14 protein-coding genes and 3 tRNA genes are annotated in these 15,914 nt (G+C 69.1%); 7 read left to right on the top strand and 10 right to left on the bottom strand.

Annotated features, from left to right (window positions below; genetic code table 11):
* Positions 1 to 91: 91 nt before the first annotated feature.
* A complete protein-coding gene (locus tag FU260_RS20815) occupies positions 92 to 712 on the bottom strand; it encodes a TetR/AcrR family transcriptional regulator (protein WP_147918786.1) in 621 nt (206 codons plus the stop codon).
* Between the two features lie 131 nt (positions 713 to 843).
* Here FU260_RS20815 and FU260_RS20820 point away from each other — a divergent pair, with 131 nt between their 5' ends.
* On the top strand, positions 844 to 1,524 hold the full coding sequence (locus FU260_RS20820) for a DUF899 family protein (protein ID WP_147918787.1): 681 nt from the start codon (positions 844 to 846) through the stop codon (positions 1,522 to 1,524).
* A 30-nt stretch (positions 1,525 to 1,554) separates the two neighbouring features.
* On the opposite strand, the gene FU260_RS20825 is transcribed toward FU260_RS20820, so the two are convergent.
* The 4 genes from FU260_RS20825 to msrB are packed head-to-tail and all read right to left on the bottom strand — an operon-like array spanning position 1,555 to position 4,058.
* Complete coding sequence (locus tag FU260_RS20825; RefSeq protein WP_147918788.1) at positions 1,555 to 1,965, bottom strand: nitroreductase/quinone reductase family protein; 411 nt, start codon at positions 1,963 to 1,965, stop codon at positions 1,555 to 1,557.
* A 28-nt stretch (positions 1,966 to 1,993) separates the two neighbouring features.
* Positions 1,994 to 2,914, bottom strand: coding sequence for an EamA family transporter (locus FU260_RS20830; RefSeq protein WP_147918789.1), 921 nt, complete (start codon positions 2,912 to 2,914; stop codon positions 1,994 to 1,996).
* On the bottom strand, positions 2,914 to 3,648 hold the full coding sequence (locus FU260_RS20835; RefSeq protein WP_147918790.1) for an endonuclease/exonuclease/phosphatase family protein: 735 nt from the start codon (positions 3,646 to 3,648) through the stop codon (positions 2,914 to 2,916). The genes FU260_RS20830 and FU260_RS20835 overlap by 1 nt, the downstream gene beginning before the upstream one ends.
* Entirely contained in the window at positions 3,645 to 4,058 is a 414-nt protein-coding gene (msrB, locus tag FU260_RS20840; RefSeq protein ID WP_413038359.1) for a peptide-methionine (R)-S-oxide reductase MsrB, read from the bottom strand. The genes FU260_RS20835 and msrB overlap by 4 nt, the downstream gene beginning before the upstream one ends.
* Positions 4,059 to 4,282: 224 nt before the next feature.
* Between msrB and surE the strand changes: the two genes are divergently transcribed.
* Together surE and galE are read left to right on the top strand one after the other, a co-directional pair.
* Entirely contained in the window at positions 4,283 to 5,056 is a 774-nt protein-coding gene (gene surE / locus FU260_RS20845) for a 5'/3'-nucleotidase SurE (protein ID WP_147918792.1), read from the top strand.
* Positions 5,056 to 6,021: a UDP-glucose 4-epimerase GalE gene (gene galE / locus FU260_RS20850; RefSeq protein WP_147918793.1), complete on the top strand. Its 966-nt coding sequence runs from the start codon at positions 5,056 to 5,058 to the stop codon at positions 6,019 to 6,021. Before surE ends, galE begins: the two co-directional genes overlap by 1 nt.
* Before the next feature lie 106 nt (positions 6,022 to 6,127).
* Here galE and FU260_RS20855 read toward each other — a convergent pair whose 3' ends face one another.
* A complete protein-coding gene (locus FU260_RS20855) occupies positions 6,128 to 6,478 on the bottom strand; it encodes a metallopeptidase family protein (RefSeq protein WP_235912473.1) in 351 nt (116 codons plus the stop codon).
* Between the two features lie 198 nt (positions 6,479 to 6,676).
* Between FU260_RS20855 and FU260_RS20860 the strand changes: the two genes are divergently transcribed.
* The 4 genes from FU260_RS20860 to FU260_RS20875 all read left to right on the top strand — a co-directional run bounded on the left by FU260_RS20860 (position 6,677) and on the right by FU260_RS20875 (position 8,505).
* Positions 6,677 to 6,749: transfer RNA gene (locus FU260_RS20860), tRNA-Glu, on the top strand.
* Between the two features lie 50 nt (positions 6,750 to 6,799).
* Positions 6,800 to 6,873 (top strand) — tRNA-Asp (locus FU260_RS20865).
* 44 nt (positions 6,874 to 6,917) lie between these two features.
* Positions 6,918 to 6,993: transfer RNA gene (locus FU260_RS20870), tRNA-Phe, on the top strand.
* A gap of 360 nt (positions 6,994 to 7,353) precedes the next feature.
* On the top strand, positions 7,354 to 8,505 hold the full coding sequence (locus FU260_RS20875) for a Fic family protein (RefSeq protein ID WP_235912468.1): 1,152 nt from the start codon (positions 7,354 to 7,356) through the stop codon (positions 8,503 to 8,505).
* Between the two features lie 24 nt (positions 8,506 to 8,529).
* On the opposite strand, the gene FU260_RS20880 is transcribed toward FU260_RS20875, so the two are convergent.
* From FU260_RS20880 to FU260_RS20895, 4 genes are all read right to left on the bottom strand, one after another.
* Positions 8,530 to 8,946 carry a cupin domain-containing protein gene (locus FU260_RS20880; protein WP_147918796.1) on the bottom strand — a complete coding sequence of 139 codons (417 nt, stop codon included), beginning with the start codon at positions 8,944 to 8,946 and terminating at the stop codon, positions 8,530 to 8,532.
* Positions 8,947 to 8,955: 9 nt separating this feature from the next.
* Positions 8,956 to 9,789: a phosphoenolpyruvate hydrolase family protein gene (locus tag FU260_RS20885; RefSeq protein ID WP_147918797.1), complete on the bottom strand. Its 834-nt coding sequence runs from the start codon at positions 9,787 to 9,789 to the stop codon at positions 8,956 to 8,958.
* Positions 9,790 to 9,827: 38 nt separating this feature from the next.
* On the bottom strand, positions 9,828 to 11,051 hold the full coding sequence (locus FU260_RS20890) for a Tm-1-like ATP-binding domain-containing protein (RefSeq protein ID WP_147918798.1): 1,224 nt from the start codon (positions 11,049 to 11,051) through the stop codon (positions 9,828 to 9,830).
* 185 nt (positions 11,052 to 11,236) lie between these two features.
* Positions 11,237 to 15,811 (bottom strand): ExeM/NucH family extracellular endonuclease, encoded by a 4,575-nt coding sequence (locus FU260_RS20895; RefSeq protein ID WP_147918799.1) that lies wholly within the window; start codon positions 15,809 to 15,811, stop codon positions 11,237 to 11,239.
* Positions 15,812 to 15,914: the final 103 nt, after the last annotated feature.

A 15,914-nucleotide genomic window follows, 5' to 3' on the forward strand; every position in this document is an offset into this window, starting at 1 on the left:
CTTGGCAGCATCTCGCGGGCGGTCAGCACCGCAGAGACACGTGACGGTTCCCCGACAGGACCGCAGGGAAGCTGAAGTCCGCTCATTCTCTCTACGGGGTGAGAACTCCGGTGTTGATGTCGTCGATGGCACGCGCCGCCAGTGCGCGCACCTGGTCGGCCGGCAGGTACCGGAGCGGCCCGTGAATGGTCAGTTCCGCGAAACCGTGCACCGTCGACCAACATGACCACTCGGCCCCGGTCCTCTGAGCAGCGGTGAGCACGCCCGCGTCCACGAGCGCGTCGAGCGCGTCGTGCAGCAGCACCAGCGGGGGCGGCAGCTGCCCGTCCGGGCGCTCGATGCCCTCGGGCGCGAAGAACGCGAGCTGGAACCACCCGGGCTCCTCGATCGCGAAGCCCACATACCCCAGCCCGACCCCGCGCAGCCTCGCCACCGCGCGAGCTGACGCATCCTCCGCCTCGGAGACACCCATCTCGGCGCGCATGCTCTGTGCCATGCGGTCCTGAATCTCCGCGGCGACGGCGGCCAGCAATGCGTGATGGTTCGCGAAGTGCCGATACGCGGCGTTCGGCGAGACGCCGATGTGCCGCGCGACCTCGCGCAATCGCAACGCGTCAGGGCCCCCGGTGCGGGTGAGATCGAGGCCGGTCGCGATCAGCGCCGCCCGGAGATCGCCGTGGTGATAGCTGCTCCTGGTCTGCGGCGCCGGCATCCGCCCTCCTCGCACTCGTGCCCTTGACAGGGACATAGTCCCATCATAGCGTCGATGTACACGGCGTGAACATCCGGGGCTGTGCGAACGGCCACGGTGAACGGATGAGACTAGTCCGAGGAGCATCCACGATGAGCAATGAGAAGAGCTCGCAACCCGCAGCCGCCCCGCACGTTGTCGGCCGCGCAGAGTTCGACCTCGCTCTTGCCGAGCAGGTCGAGCGCGAGAAGGAGGCGACCCGGCATGACGACCGGGTCTCGGCGGCCCGCCGCCGGATGCCGATGATCGAGGTGGACGACTACACATTCGCGGGCCCCGACGGCCTGGTCAGGCTGACCGAGCTGTTCGGTGACCACTACCTGCTCATGGTGCAGAACGTGATGTTCGACCCCCGTTGGGATGAGGGCTGCCCGAGCTGCACGTGGGCCGTCGACAACCTGCCCGCGAACATGCACCGACTGACCGGGGAAGGCATCGCCTTCGCCATGATCTCCCAAGCGCCGATCCACAAGCTCGAGGCCTGGCGCAAGCGACGCGGCTGGGACCACACGTGGGTGTCGTCCTACGACACGACTTACCACCACGACTGGGGCTGGACGCGCACCGACGCCGAAGGTCACGACGGCCAGCAGCCGGGCTACTCCTACTACTTGCTCAAGGACGGCACTCCCTATCTCACCTACATGACGACGGCACGCGGCACCGAAGCGATCCTCCCTGTCGCGCACATCATGGATCGCACCGCCTACGGCCGCCAGCAGGACTGGGAGGACAGCCCCGACGGCTGGCCCCAGTACCCCACCTACGGCTGACGCATCGCGACACAGAGCCGGGAACGCCCCTCAGGGAGTCAGCCGGAATACCGGGATCACCCGGTCGCCGGCGGTCTTCTCGTAGTCGGCGAAGCCGGGCATCTTCTCGGCGAACACCGCCCACACCTCGTCCCTCTCGGCGCCGGTCAGCTCCCGCACGCTCACGTCCACCGTCCGGATCGGATCGCCCGGGACCTCGATCTGCACGGCCTCTGCCCGGCGGAGGGAGAACGCCCAGGCCGGGTCCTTCGGGGAACCGCCGGCACTGCCGACCACATGCCAGGCACCGTTGACCGAGACCGATGCCAACGGGGTGACCCGCTTGGTACCGTCCTTCTTCGGCACATGCACCAGCACCAGGGAGTTGCCGAAGTTCATCGGCTCACGCACCACACCCTGGTTGGCTCGAAACGTCTCAGCGATCTGCACGTTGAAATCCATGCTGGGCACAACCGCGCGACGGTGATGATCATTCCGGGGTGCGCACACGCGGTGACGGCGTCCCTCGTCGGGCCGAGATCGCCACTGCGGCGGAGACCGCGACGATGCCGACCACCTCGCCCCAGGTGGGCAGCTGGCGCAGCATGATCACCCCGATCACCGTGGCCGAGACCGGCAACAGCGCGTTCAGCAGGGCAAACATCGCGGTGCCGAGGCGCTTCATCGTCACCTGGTCCAGGGTGTAGGGCACCACCGTGGAGAGCAGCCCAACCCCGAGCAGGATACCGAGCAGCGCCGGGTCGGCCAGGTTCGCCATCGTGCCGGTGACGCCGGCGGCGATCAGCCCGACCGGTGCGTAGATCAGCGATCCGGCGGCCAGCCCCGCACTCAGCGACTGGATCCCGCTCCGGGCCCGCACGATCCGGCCGCCGAGCACCATGTACGTCCCCCACAGCGCACCTGCTGCCAACGCGGCGACGACACCCCAGGCGAGCTCCGCCGTCGTGCGCTGCCCGCCCCAGTCCAGACCGACGAGGGAGATGCATAACACCCCGAAGGTGGCCAGGGCGATCGCGATCCGGTGCCGGGCGCTGTGCCCGCCCCAGGCCGCGACCAGCACCGGCCCGATGAACTCGATGGCGACGGCGGCACCGAGTGGGAGCAGCCCGATCGCCACGTAGAACATCAGGTTCATCCCGAGCAGCACAGTGCCGAAGACCGCCGACTGGGCCAGCTCGCGCCGGGTCCAGCTCGCCCGCCACGGCCGCACGATGACCAGCAGCACCAGGGCCCCGGCGAGGCCGCGCCCCCAGGCGACCGTCGGTGCGGGCAGATACTGGTAGAGCCCGACCGCGAGCGCGGCGCCGAGGTACTGGGAGAAGCCGGCGACGAGGAACAGCGCAGGTGCGGGCACCCGGTCCAGGCGGCCGGGGTTGGCAGCGGTGGACATCACCGCACCTCGGCGGCCAGGCCGCGGTGGTCCGAGACCGGTAGCGGGAGGCTGCGGGCACCCACGAGGGTTCGTGCCCCGCGGCCCGGGGTGAGCAGGAGGTGGTCGATCTGCCGGTCCGGGCTGTGCACCGGGAAGGTGAGGGCTTCAGCGCGGTGCCAGCCGCGGGTCACCGAGCGCACCAGCGGCGGTCGGAGGTTGAGGTCGCCGGCCAGCAGCGCCGGGGCGCCGAGCCTGGTGACCGAGGCGCGGACGCGGCGCAGTTGCGCCAGGGCGACACCGGGCAGGGTGGACAGGTGGGTGCACGCCACCGTGAGCGGGCCGTGCGGAGCGGCCAGCACTGCCGCCAGCAGCACCCGCGGTTCGTCCCGCGCCGGGACGGGCAGCGGGCGCACGAACCAGGCGAGCACCGGGTAGCGGGAGGCGATCGCCACCCCATAGGCGGGCCCCTGGTGCTCGCCGGAGCGAGCGGGTGCCCGGCGTGCGGCACGCACGTCCCCCTCGATCGCGGCAGCGAACCGCAGATGCGGCAGGCCGAGCGCGTCAGCCACGGTCCGGGCCTGGTCGATGTCACCGCTGCGCGGCTGGCCGCGGTCGACCTCTTGCAGGGCGACCACGTCGGGGGCCTCGGCGCGGGCCGAGGCGAGGGTGCCGGCGAGCTCGTCCGCGGTCGCCACGGTCCCGGTGGCGCCGAGCACCCCGTGCTGCAGGTTGAGGGTGAGGAGCCGGGTCACTCGGCCTCGGCGGCCTCAGCGGCCTCGAAGCTCAGGGAGAGGGAGTTCATGCAGTAGCGGTCCCCGGTGGGGGTTTGCGGAGCGTCGTCGAAGACGTGGCCCAGGTGCGAGCCGCAGCGGCGGCAGCGCACCTCGGTGCGGACGGTGCCCAGGCTGCGGTCCTCGAGCAGCTCGACGGCGTCGGACTCGGTGGGCTGATAGAAGCTCGGCCAGCCGCAGTGCGCCTCAAACTTGGTGGTGGAGCGGAACAGCTCCGCACCGCAGGCTCGGCAGTGGTACACACCCACCCGGTCCTCGCCCAGCAGCTCTCCGGTCCCCGGACGTTCGGTGCCGGCCTGCCGCAGTACCTGGAACTCCTGCGGGCTCAGCTCGGCCCGCCACTCTTCGTCAGACTTGGTGACCTCATACATACCTGCCATTGTCTCCCGGCAGCCGGGCGGCGTCCATGTGGGGAGCTGACCGGGCGCGAGGGTGGCCTGAGGGTCACGATCCGGGCGATTCGCAACCCTCAGGCCACCGTCGCAACGGCTCTCACGACCCCCGGGTACGGACCGGTGCGCTGGGCGGGCAGAATAGGGGCAGGCCCGTGCTGCGGCGCGGGCACCGACCAACCGTGACAAGGAGCCCACACCCTATGCGGGTACTCATCACCAACGACGACGGTATCGACTCCCCCGGCCTGACCGTGCTGGCGCATGTCGCCGCCGATGCCGGCCACGAGGTGGTGGTTGCGGCGCCGAACATCGAGTACTCCGGCTTCTCCGCCGGGCTGCGCGGCGAGCATGTCGACGGCGTTCTGACCGTCTCCGAGGGACGCCCACCTGGCCTGCGGGCCGGCATCGAGTCGATGGCGGTGCACGCCAGCCCGGCGCTGATCGCCTACGCCGCAGGTGCCGGGGACCTCGGACCGCGCCCGGATGTGCTGCTGTCCGGGATCAACCTGGGCCCGAACGTGGGCCCGGCGATCATGCACTCCGGCACGGTGGGCGCGGCGATTTCCGCGTCCGCACAGGGCATCCCAGCGATGGCCACCTCGATCACCACGCACTCCCCACAGCACTGGGAGACTGCCTCGGCAGTGCTGCAGCGCACGTTCGACTGGCTGGTCAGTCACCCACAGGACCACCGCGTGCTGAACGTGAACGTGCCGGATATTCCACTGCCGGAGCTGAAGGGGCTGCGCACCGCTCACCCGGCACGGTTCACTGCGGTGAGCGACGAACGCCAGATGCAGGTCCGCCGTCTGCTGTTCGAGCCGTTCGTCAGCGAGAACGTGACCTTCGAGGCAGATTCGGACGCCGGGCTGCTCGCGGCCGGATGGGCGACGGTCAGTCTGGTCGCCGCGCATGTGCACGACGGCGAATCGGCGTCCTTGCCGGCTTTGAGCTTCGAAGAAGGAGCCCAGTGATGACCTGGATGGTGACCGGCGGGGCGGGCTACATCGGCGCCCACGTGGTGCGGGCGTTCCAGGCCGCCGGGATCGACGTGGTGGTCGTGGACGACCTGTCCAGCGGTCATCCGGAGTTCCTTCTCGACGGCGTTCCGTTCGTGGAGTGCTCCATCCTCGACACCGAGGCGCTCACCCGGGCGATGACCGAGCATGCCTGCGTCGGCGTGGTGCACGTGGCAGCGTTCAAGTATGCCGGCCAGAGCGTGAAGCGCCCGCTGCACACCTACGCCCAGAACGTCACCGGCACGCTGAGCGTGCTGCAGGCGATGGCCGCCGCGCGGGTGGAGGCGATCGTGTTCTCCTCCTCGGCGGCGACCTATGGCACGCCCGATGTGGACCTGGTCACCGAAGGCACTGCCACATCGCCGGAGTCCCCGTACGGGGAGTCGAAGTTGATCGGCGAGTGGCTGCTTGCCGACCAGCACCGGGCCACCGGGTTGCGGCACACCTCGCTGCGCTACTTCAACGTGGTGGGATCGGGGTCGCCGGAGCTGCCGGACACCTCCCCGCACAACCTGTTCCCGCTGGTGCTGGACGCGCTCGTCGAGGGACGCACACCGAAGATCTTCGGTGCGGACTATCCGACCCCGGACGGCACCTGCGTGCGTGACTACATCCATGTGGCCGACCTGGCCGATGCGCATGTGGCCGCCGCGCGGGCGCTGGCTCAGGGCCGTGCTCTGCAGCCGGTGTACAACCTGGGAAGCGGGGACGGGGTGAGCGTGCGGCAGATCATGGACACGATTGCCGCGGTGACTCAGATCGCCTTTACCCCGGAGATCGATGCGCGCCGACCGGGTGATCCCGCGCGAATCGTCGCCTCCGGCGAAGCGGCCACCCGGGACCTGGGCTGGCAGATGACGCACAGCCTGGAGGAGATGGTGGCCAGCGCCTGGCAGGCCCGGCAAGCACAATCGGGTTGAATCGATGCACTCGTTACCCGGCGCAGGGGCTCGTGCTCGCGGGTATCGCCTCAGTGCGGGAAGTATCGAACCGCCTCGCCCGGCTGAAGCCAGCAGACGGCGGCGGTCAGCCCCAGCCGAGCTCGTGCAGGCGCGCGTCGTCGATACCGAAGTGGTGCGCGATCTCGTGGATCACGGTGATCGCCACCTCCTCGGCCACCTCGTCGCGGCTCTCGCAGATCCGCAGCGTGGGGTTCTTGAAGATGGTGATCCGGTCCGGCAGCGACCCGGCAGCCCACCACTCGCCGCGCTCGGTGAGCGGAGTGCCCTCGTAGAGCCCTAACAGGTCCGCCGCCTCAGCCTCCGGCGGCGGTTCGTCCTCCACCAGGATCACCACGTTGTCGATGTGCCGGGCCAGCTCGTCCGGGATCAGGTCTAGACCGTCGCCGACGGCGCCCTCGAACTCTTCCTGCGACATCTCGATCACCCCTGTAGTGTCGCAGCGAGACGGGCACGGTGGCCACGGCGGGTGGGTGTGCTGCGACTGCGACCAGTGAGCCCACCGGCGCGGAGCACACCAGGTGCGCCAGGTCACAGGGAAGCGTTTTGCTCCCCAGGTCTCCGGTGTCGTATGCTTTCCGAGGTCTTGGGCGTCACGGACGTCCCGGGCAGCCGGGCCCCCATCGTCTAGCGGCCTAGGACCCCGCCCTTTCACGGCGGTAGCACGGGTTCGAATCCCGTTGGGGGTGCGAACCACCACGACAACAAAATATGGCTGGCATGATGTCAGCAACACATTGGCCCCGTAGCTCAGTTGGTTAGAGCGCCGCCCTGTCACGGCGGAGGCCGCCGGTTCAAGTCCGGTCGGGGTCGCGAACAGTCGCCCGGTCACCACCATGACCGGGCGATTGTGTCAAGGCTCTGTAGCTCAGTTGGTAGAGCGTTCGACTGAAAATCGAAAGGTCACCGGATCGACGCCGGTCGGAGCCACCAGGAGGAACCCGCACCACGGTGCGGGTTCCCTCGTGTCAGGGGTCGGTGCCGCTTGGCTGCTCCCGGCCTGACATTTAGGCAATCCTGCAGCCAATCGGACGCAGCACCGTACGCAAGCGTCGTCTAGTCGACGCGTGGCAGGTGGATCGCGACCTCGCGATACTTGGGACCTGCCCAGCGGCAGTTTGGTCAGCATGTCCCGATACTCGCTCTCCCGAGCTAACGACGCTTGACGCTGCGGGTCCAAGCGAACCGGTCCAGCGGGCCCACGGACCATTGGTCAGATCTCAGAAGCGCGAGTATCGTGGATTATGAGTATCTGCGTTATTCATAATCCGGAGGGAACGGACTACGACTTCCGTGGAGCACGGCTGGGAGGACGTCACCTGGCACCCCACGTCCGGCACACCCAGGCCGGCGTTCTACCGTGCCGCGGTCCCGGCGTCCATCGCCGCGCTCACCCCCGAGACCGCACTGGATGCACGCACTGCGGCGGCAACGGCAACCACCGAACTGAGCCGCTTCGATGCCGAGCTGGGTCATCGCGTGGCATCCTTCGCACCTGTCCTACTCCGGTCGGAGTCGGCGTCGTCCTCGCAGATCGAGAACCTCACCGCGAGCGCGCGCGCGATATTCAGTGCCGAGCTAGGCGCACGCCGCAGCCAGAATGCCCTGCTAGTCGCTGCAAACACCTCCGCCCTGACTGCGGCGCTCGCGCTGGTGGACGACATCTCTCCCGCCTCGATCCTGGAGATGCACCGCGCACTCATGGCCGGACAGTCGCGACACACACCGGGTAGATGGCGCGAAGAAGCTGTCTGGATCGGCTCACGCACCGACAGTCCGAGCGGCGCCGAGTTCGTGGCACCGGTCCATGAACGCATCCCGGATCTCATCGCCGATCTCTGCGTGTTCACAGCCCGGGAGGACGTCCCCCCGTTGATCAGTGTCGCCGTGGCGCACGCTCAGTTCGAGACGATCCACCCTTTCAGCGACGGAAACGGGCGCACTGGCAGGGCGCTCGCTCAGACAATGCTGCGACAGCAGGGGGTGACCCGCAACGTCGCGGTGCCGGTCTCGGCAGGCCTGCTTGCCGACGTGGACGGCTACCACCAGGCGCTCACGGCGTACCGCACCGGTGACCCCTCCCCCATCGTGCTGGCGTTCGCCGAAGCCTCGTTGCGAGCAGTGCGGAACGCCCGCAGGTTGGTCGCCGACATCGACCGGATCACGGATGGCTGGCGTTCGCGGCTGACAGTACGGCGCTCCAGCAACGCGTGGCGGCTCCTGGACGTTGTCGCACGCCGGCCGGTGCTGGATGCCGTGACCGCCGCCCGCGAGCTAGGAGTGCGGCAGCCGAACATCTACCCACCGCTGCGCGCACTCGTGGAGGCCGGAATCCTGACCTCCAGGGCCGAGCATCGCCTCGGACCGTTCTGGCGCAGCACCGAAGTCCTTGCAGCGATCGACGCCTTCGCCGAACGCGCCGGCAGGCGCGAAGAACCGCGGTGAGCCGATAAGTTCGCCCGCCCGCGCTCAGTCCGCGCGCTCCCACACCGGCGCCACGCCGGCATCGAGCACCTGGTAGTCCGGCGCCTCGCGCAGCGCCCGCTCTGCGCCGCCAGGACTGTAGATCGCGAGCAGCCGGAGCTGGCGCCACCCGGTGTTGAACGTGGAGTGCTCGGTGCCACGGGGAATGTAGATGCTGTCCCCGGCCTTGACCGGGAACTCACCCGAGTCGCCGACGGTCTGCACCCCCTCCCCCTCGATCACGTGCAGCACCTCGTCCGACTCCGGGTGGGTGTGCACGTCATGGCCCTTGGTCGGGTTGATCACCACCTCACCGACGGTGACCGGCGCGCCGGGAAACTGCGCCGCCGTCACGCCCCACTTGATCGACCCCCACCCAAACGTCTCGGTGGTCAGGTCCTGCTGGCTGGTGTGCGTCGTCATCGTCTGCTCCTACTCCCGGCCACCGAAGGTGACCGCCTTGAACGCTTGCGTCTGTTCCCGGATCGCCACCTCGGTGGGCAGGCGTTCGATCGAGCTCGCGCCGAAGAACCCGACCACACCCTCGGTGCGCTCCAGCACGTACTGGGCGTCTTCCGGCTCGGCGATCGGGCCGCCATGGCAGAGCACCAGGATGTCCGGGTTCTCCTCGACGGCAGCATCGCGCATCGCCTGGACCCGCTGCACGCACTCGTCCAGGGTCAGCGACGTACTGGCACCGATCGAGCCCTTGGTGGTCAGCCCCATGTGCGGGACGAGCACATCGGCACCGGCGCCCGCCATCGCCCGCGCCTGGTCGGCGTCGAACACATACGGGGTGGTGAGCAGGTCACGCTCGTGGGCGGCTCGGATCATGTCCACCTCGAGCCCGTAGCCCATCCCGGTCTCCTCCAGGTTGGCCCGGAACACCCCGTCGATCAGGCCGACGGTCGGGAAGTTCTGCACCCCGGCGAACCCGGCCTCCTTGACCTGGTCGAGGAAACGGCCCATCACCCGGAACGGGTCGGTGCCGTTCACGCCGGCGAGCACCGGGGTGTCGGTGACCACCGGGAGCACCTCGTTGGCCATCTCCATCACGATCGCGTTCGCATCCCCGTAGGCCAACAGCCCGGCGAGGGAGCCGCGGCCGGCCATCCGGTAGCGGCCGGAGTTGTAGATGATGATCAGGTCGATGCCACCCGCCTCAGCGGACTTCGCCGAGATCCCGGTCCCGGCGCCGCCGCCGATGATCGGCCGGCCGGCGGCCACGGTCTCGGCCAGTCGGGCCAGTGCCGTGCTGCGATCCATGTCCTCCTCCTTCGTTCGCGGGCAGTCTGCGCCGCTGGTCAGTGCGTCTCGGTGATCAGGGCGTGCAGCCGCTGTGCGGCGTCCCGCCCGAAACCGGGGTCATTGAGGTTACGGTCGGATTCGATGATCTCCACCTCGGAGCCGGCCAGCGCCGCCCGGACCGCCGCGAACAGCGCCTCGTCCGCCTCCGGGTCGTGGAACGGCTGGTCGCGGGCGTCGATGCCGCTCAGGCCGCGCAGCGGGAGCACGACGGCGGTCGGCCCAGTGGCCGCGGCAAGTTTCGCGCCGATGCGCTTGCCCAGCTCCGTGTTCTCTTCCGCCGTGGTGCGCATCAGCGTCACGGTCGGGTTGTGCACCACGAAGGTGCGGCCGTCGAAGCGCTCCGGAACCAGCTCCCGGGGGCCGAAGTTGACCATGTCCAGGGCGCCGAGGGAGACGACCTGCGGGATACCCGCCGCACCGGCGGCCTCCAGACGGTGCGGTCCGGCGCTGAGCACCCCACCGACCAGATCATCGGCAAGCTCGGTCGTGGTCAGGTCGAGCACACCGACCAGGCGCCCATCGGCGGCGAGCTTCTCCAGCGCGCGCCCACCGGCCCCGGTGGCGTGGAAGACCAGGGCCTCGTAGCCGAGGTCGGTCAGCGCGGCGCGGGCCTCGTCCACGGCCGGGGTGGTCAGCCCGAACATGGACAACCCGACGAGCGGCTTGTGCTCGCCCTCCCCCTGGTGCCGCCGAGTCACCTCGGCCCCGGCCATCGCAGCGATCGCCGCCGCGGCGTTCCCGAACACCTGCGCGGAGACGGAGTTGATCCCGGCGACGTCGACCACGGAGTACATCATCGTGACGTCGGACTCGCCCACGTACGGGGCGACGTCACCGGCGGCCATCGTGGAGACCAGGAGCTTGGGTACACCGACCGGCAGTGCCCGCATTGCCCGGGACGCGACTGAGGAGCCGCCGGACCCGCCCACGGCGAGCGCGCCGTCGATCTTCCCCTCCTCGAACAGGCGGAGCAGCACCACAGCAGCGCCGTCGGCCATCGCGTCCATCGCGGCGCCGCGGTCGCCGGTCTCGCGGAGCCGGGCGAGGTCGTGGCCGCCGGCGGCCGCCACCTCGGCGGCGGTGACGTCCGCGGCCGCATCGGAGAGCGGTCCCACATCGATCGTCAGCACCTGCGCGCCGTGGCTGCGCACCTGCTCGGCCAGCCAGGCGTACTCGGTGCCCTTGGTGTCCATCGTGCCGATCAGGGCGACAGTTGCCATCTCAGCGCCTCCTTCGTGATCCGTGCTCGCGAGTGAACGTCCTGGGGGTATACCACCAGCAATCGCACGCACCAGCAATCGGATCCGGTCAGGTCAGGTCAGGTCAGGTCAGGTCTGCCGGTGTCATCGGCAGCCCGGGATCGGACCCAGTCTCAGGTCACGACCCCGGGCACCACTGCCTCAGCTCACGGCCAGGGGAACCACGGGAACAGGAGCTTCAGGAGGAAGTCCCAGATCTTCCCGATCAGCTCCAGCACGTAGTCCCACAGGTCGTCCCCGGGGCCCGGTTCGCCTCCGCCGTCGGCGATCGTGACCGGCACGCTCACGCTGGTGCCGTTCTCATCGCTGATCGTCAGCTCCACAGAGCCACTCAGGCCCTCCGGCACCTGCACGCGGACCTGCGCCTGACCGATCTGGTCGGTGCCGTCCACCGGCGTGGCATCCACTGCGGCCGTACCGACCCGCTCACCACCGAGGCTCACCGTCACCTCCGAGGGCACCGGCTCATCGGTGGAGAACGCGAGCGAGGACAGGTCCACGGCGATCTCGTCACCGGGCGCATACTCGCCCGCCGCCTCTGAGACCCAGGTCAGGCCCACGGCCCGCTGGGTGTAGTCCGGCGACGCGCTGCCGAACTCGGCGAGGTAGTCCACCATCGCGGTCAGGTCGGACTGCCCGGTGTCGGTGGCCGCAGTGCCCTCGGTGAATACGGTGAACGCATCCCCACCCGCGGCGAGGAAGTTGTTCGCCACCACCGTGTAGGCGGTATCGGCTTGGACCGGTTCACCGTCCAGGCTGATCGAGGTGACCCGCTCACCCACCGGCGCTTGCGGGTCGAACACGTACTGGAGCCCGGCGGAGACACCCAGGTGCAGCTTGTCTCCACTCTCGCGCCACTGCTGCTCCAACAGCGCATCCAGCTGGGCGCCGGTGAGCTGCATCGTCACCAGCGTGTTTGCGAAGGGCTGCACGGCGGCGGCTTCGGCGTAGGTGACCACGCCGTCGTCACCGTAGGCGAGGTCATCCCGCAGGCCACCCGCGTTCATGAACGCGATCTGGGTGTCCGGGTTGGTGCGCTGTGCGGCCCACAGGTGCACGTCCGCGACGAAGTTGCCCAGGGTGGACTCCCCGCCCCGGTTCTCCCCGGTGGAATCGACCGCGCGGTTGAAGTCCGCGGTGATCTCACCGAGCGGCTGGCTGCCCAGCTCCTCGGCGGCGGCCACCGCCTCATCGACGATCTCCTGCACCGCCGGATCGCCGGGGCACAGGGTCTCCCGCGGGATGCCCTCCTCCTCGTCACCGGGCTGCGGCACCAGGTCCACGTTCTCGGCGGCCGAGTCGACCACCTCGCCGGTGGCGGTGTCCACGGTCAGGTTGAGGTGGCCGAGCTGCTCGCCATACTGGCCGGTCTGGGTCACCCACATGCCATCGACGTCCTGCACGTAGGCCTGGTGAGTGTGCCCGGAGATGATCGCGTCGATCTCCTCGCCGGCACCGGCCACCAGGTCGCCGAACGGGGTGCCGTCCGCAGAGGACAGGTCCGGGGTGGGGGCGCCGTCGTGCGTGAGCAGCACGATCACCTCGGCCTCACCGTTGGCCTCGTCACCGTCGGAGAGCTGAGCAGCGTACTGGTTCGCCGTCTCGCTCAGGTCGGCAAAGGTGAGCCCCTCGATCCCGTCCGGGGAGACCAGGCTGGGCATGTCCTCGGTGAGCAGGCCGATGAAGCCCACGCTCACACCGCCGGTCTCGGTGATCCAGTACGGGTCGAATGCGGGCTCACCGTCGGCGTCCAGGACGTTCGCGCCCAGGTAGGGGAAGTCCACGTAGGGCAGTACGCGATCGGTGACGTCATCCTGCCCCCGGTCGAACTCGTGGTTCCCGAACGCCGAGACGTCCAGCTCCATCGCGTTCAGCACGTCCATCGTCGGCACATCCTCGGCCACGAACGAGGTGAACGTGGAGGCTCCGATGTTGTCACCGGCGGAGACGAACAGCGTGTTCGGGTTCTCCTGCCGGTAGGAGTCCACCGCACAGGAGAGCACCGCAGCGCCGGCCGACTCCCGGTTCGCCTCGATCCGGCCGTGGAAGTCGTTGATGGACAGGATGTCCACGTCCACCGTCGGCGGCACCTGCTCGGGCACGTCGATCCCGACCAGGATCGGGTCGTGGTCGGAGGCTCGGAAGACGCTACCGGCCCCGAACAGGTCGCTGGCGAAGTAGTTGTACCGGGAGTACTCGTGCAGCACCGACTCGACCGAGTTGATGTTCCACACGTCCACCCCGGTCACCCGGTCCGCACCCGCGTCGTTCCCGAACACGTGGTCCAGCGAGCCGACCGCGCCGTCGTAGACGTAGGTGGTCTCCTCGGTGTTCAGGTTCGTGTACCCGGCCGCCTCCAGGCTGTGCACCGGGTTCTCCTCGGAGTAGGCGTTGAAGTCACCGAGGAGGAAGATGTCCTCGACGCCGGAGCTTGCCGCCACGCTGTCGGCGAATGCGGTGAGTGCCTCGGCCTGGGCCACACGGTCGGCATCGAAGCAGCCTTCCGGCACCGGGTCGCAGTCCCCGCCCTTGGACTTGAAGTGGTTCACCACGGCGAGGAACGAATAGTCCGTGCCGACGGCGGTGAACGTCTGCGCCAGCGGTTCGCGTGCGTTGTCGAACGCCGCGGAGCCGGCCAGCACCATAGAGTCGCCGGCCAGGGAGACCGTGGCCGGGTTGTAGATGAACGCGGTGCGGATCACGTCCTGGTCGGCCAGGTCGGGCAGCTGCGCCGGAGACGGGGCGAAAGCCCAGCGCTCCTCGCCGGCTGCCTCGTTCAGTGCGTCCACCAGAGTGGCCAGCGCGGCATCCCGGTCCTGGCCGAACTTCGCGGAGTTCTCGATCTCCTCCAGGGAGACCACGTCCGCGTCCAGGGCGTTGATCGCGGCGACGATCTTGTCCTGCTGGCGTTGCAGGTTGGCCTCGTCCCAGGCACCGCGCACGTCGCAGCCACCGCTGACTGTCAGCGGGTTACCGTCCCGGTCGGTGTACGCCTGGCAGCCGGGGAGGTCTTCACCGAGGGTGGTGAAGTAGTTCAGCACGTTGAAGGTCGCCAGGGTGAGGTCGCCGCCCACGTCCTGCGGTGCGGCGTTCGCCTCCCGGGTGTTCCCGCCGGCGAAGGTGACCAGGTCGTCGGCATTGCCGGTGACCGGGCTGGTGGGCTGGAAGTTCCACTGGAACCGGTAGTCCACGATCACCGGTTCGTTGAAGGTCACGCCCACCCCGGTCCGCAGGTCGGGTGCGCCGGTGAGGTAGGGCACCTCGTCGTCGGAGTCGGTCCGCGCGGACTGCCCGTCGTCCAGGGTGACGGCTCGGGCAGCGTTGTCCGCCACCGCTGCGTCGAACTCCGGGCTGCCCGGCGCTGCGACGTCGGTTGCGGTCACCAACGGCCCGTCCAGACCGAGGCCGATCGACCCGAACGCGCTGTCACCCCAGCCACCGAGGGCGTAGGTGTCGGAGACCACATAGTCCCCGGTCGGGGCGGCCAGCATGCCCTCGAACACCTCCCGCTCGGCGTCGGTTGCCGGCAGACGGAAGTCGGTGAGGGGAACCACCGGGTCGGCGCTCTCGTCCAGAACGGTGGCATCGCCGGCGTCCACGGTCATCTCGGTGAGGCCGTTGTACTCCTCCGCATAGCCGGTGACCTCGACGTAGTCGCCGATGGCGACATCGCCGACAGTGCCGGGGGAGTAGACGAACAGAGCCTGAGAGGCCGGGTACGACTCGTCGCCGCCGGTGCCCGCCGTCTGGATGTAGTAGCCGTTGAAGCCACCTGTGGCGTACACACCAGTGACCACGCCACGGGTGGCCACCAGCTGGTCCGCATCGATAGGCGTCTCGGCACCTTCGCCCTGGATCTCGGCGATAGTGAGATCGAGCGGCGGCTCGCCGTCGTCGCCGCCACCATCGTCACCACCACCGTCGTCGGCCGTGTTCAGCACGCCGAACGACGCTTCCGCTGGTCCGGTCCACACGCCGTCGATGCGCTGCAACGACTGACCGATCGGGGTGGAGCTCGCCTCCATCACCCCGATATCCGTACTCGCCAGCCCGTCGGCCGGACCGCCGACGGCGGTCATCTCCCCCTCATAGGAGAGGAACTCGACAACCGCACCGTCGGCGTCCACGAGAGCGACGCCGTCGGGAGCGCCGTTCTGGATGCCGTTCGACGGGTAGTCCACCACCACGACCCCGGCGTCCGGAACAGGAGCGGGCAGCGCGTCGGTATCGTACGGCCCGTTGTTGCTGCCGTTGTAGAGGACCACGGTCCAGCCGGTCAGGTCGGTACCTGCCGGAGCCTGGATCTCGATGGCTTCGCCCTCGTCGGTGCCGACGTTGTCGTAGTGGATCTCGCTGATGAAGGTGTCGCCGTCGGCGATCAGTGTGGGCTGCGCGGTCTGCGCCGGGCCGGACTCCTCGTCCGCGGGCCGGTCGGCGGATTCTCCTGCTGGGGACTCGTCCTGAGCAGCTTCGTCCTGAGCAGCTTCGTCCTGGGCAGACGCCCCCTGGGCAGCTTCGTCCTGAGCCGCTTCGCTCTGCGCAGACTCCCCCTGCGCAGCTCCTTCCTGCTGGGCCGACTCCTCGCCGTCGGTGGGCTGCTCCGCGACGTCGTCGTCGGCGAGAGCGGGGGTGCCGAGACCGACACCCAACAGTGCGGCCGCGGTTACCGCGGCCAGGGGGCGAGCGCACCGCGCCCGGCGTCCCCGTCGTAGCTGAGACATGACCTGAGACCTTTCTCACATGGTGGGACGTCGCTCACCGTAGTCCTCGCTGACCTCCTCCGGGAGTGCATTTGACGAACGAGAGGAGAATTTCTGCTGATCG

This window comes from Ruania zhangjianzhongii (assembly GCF_008000995.1).
Lineage (GTDB): Bacteria > Actinomycetota > Actinomycetes > Actinomycetales > Beutenbergiaceae > Ruania > Ruania zhangjianzhongii.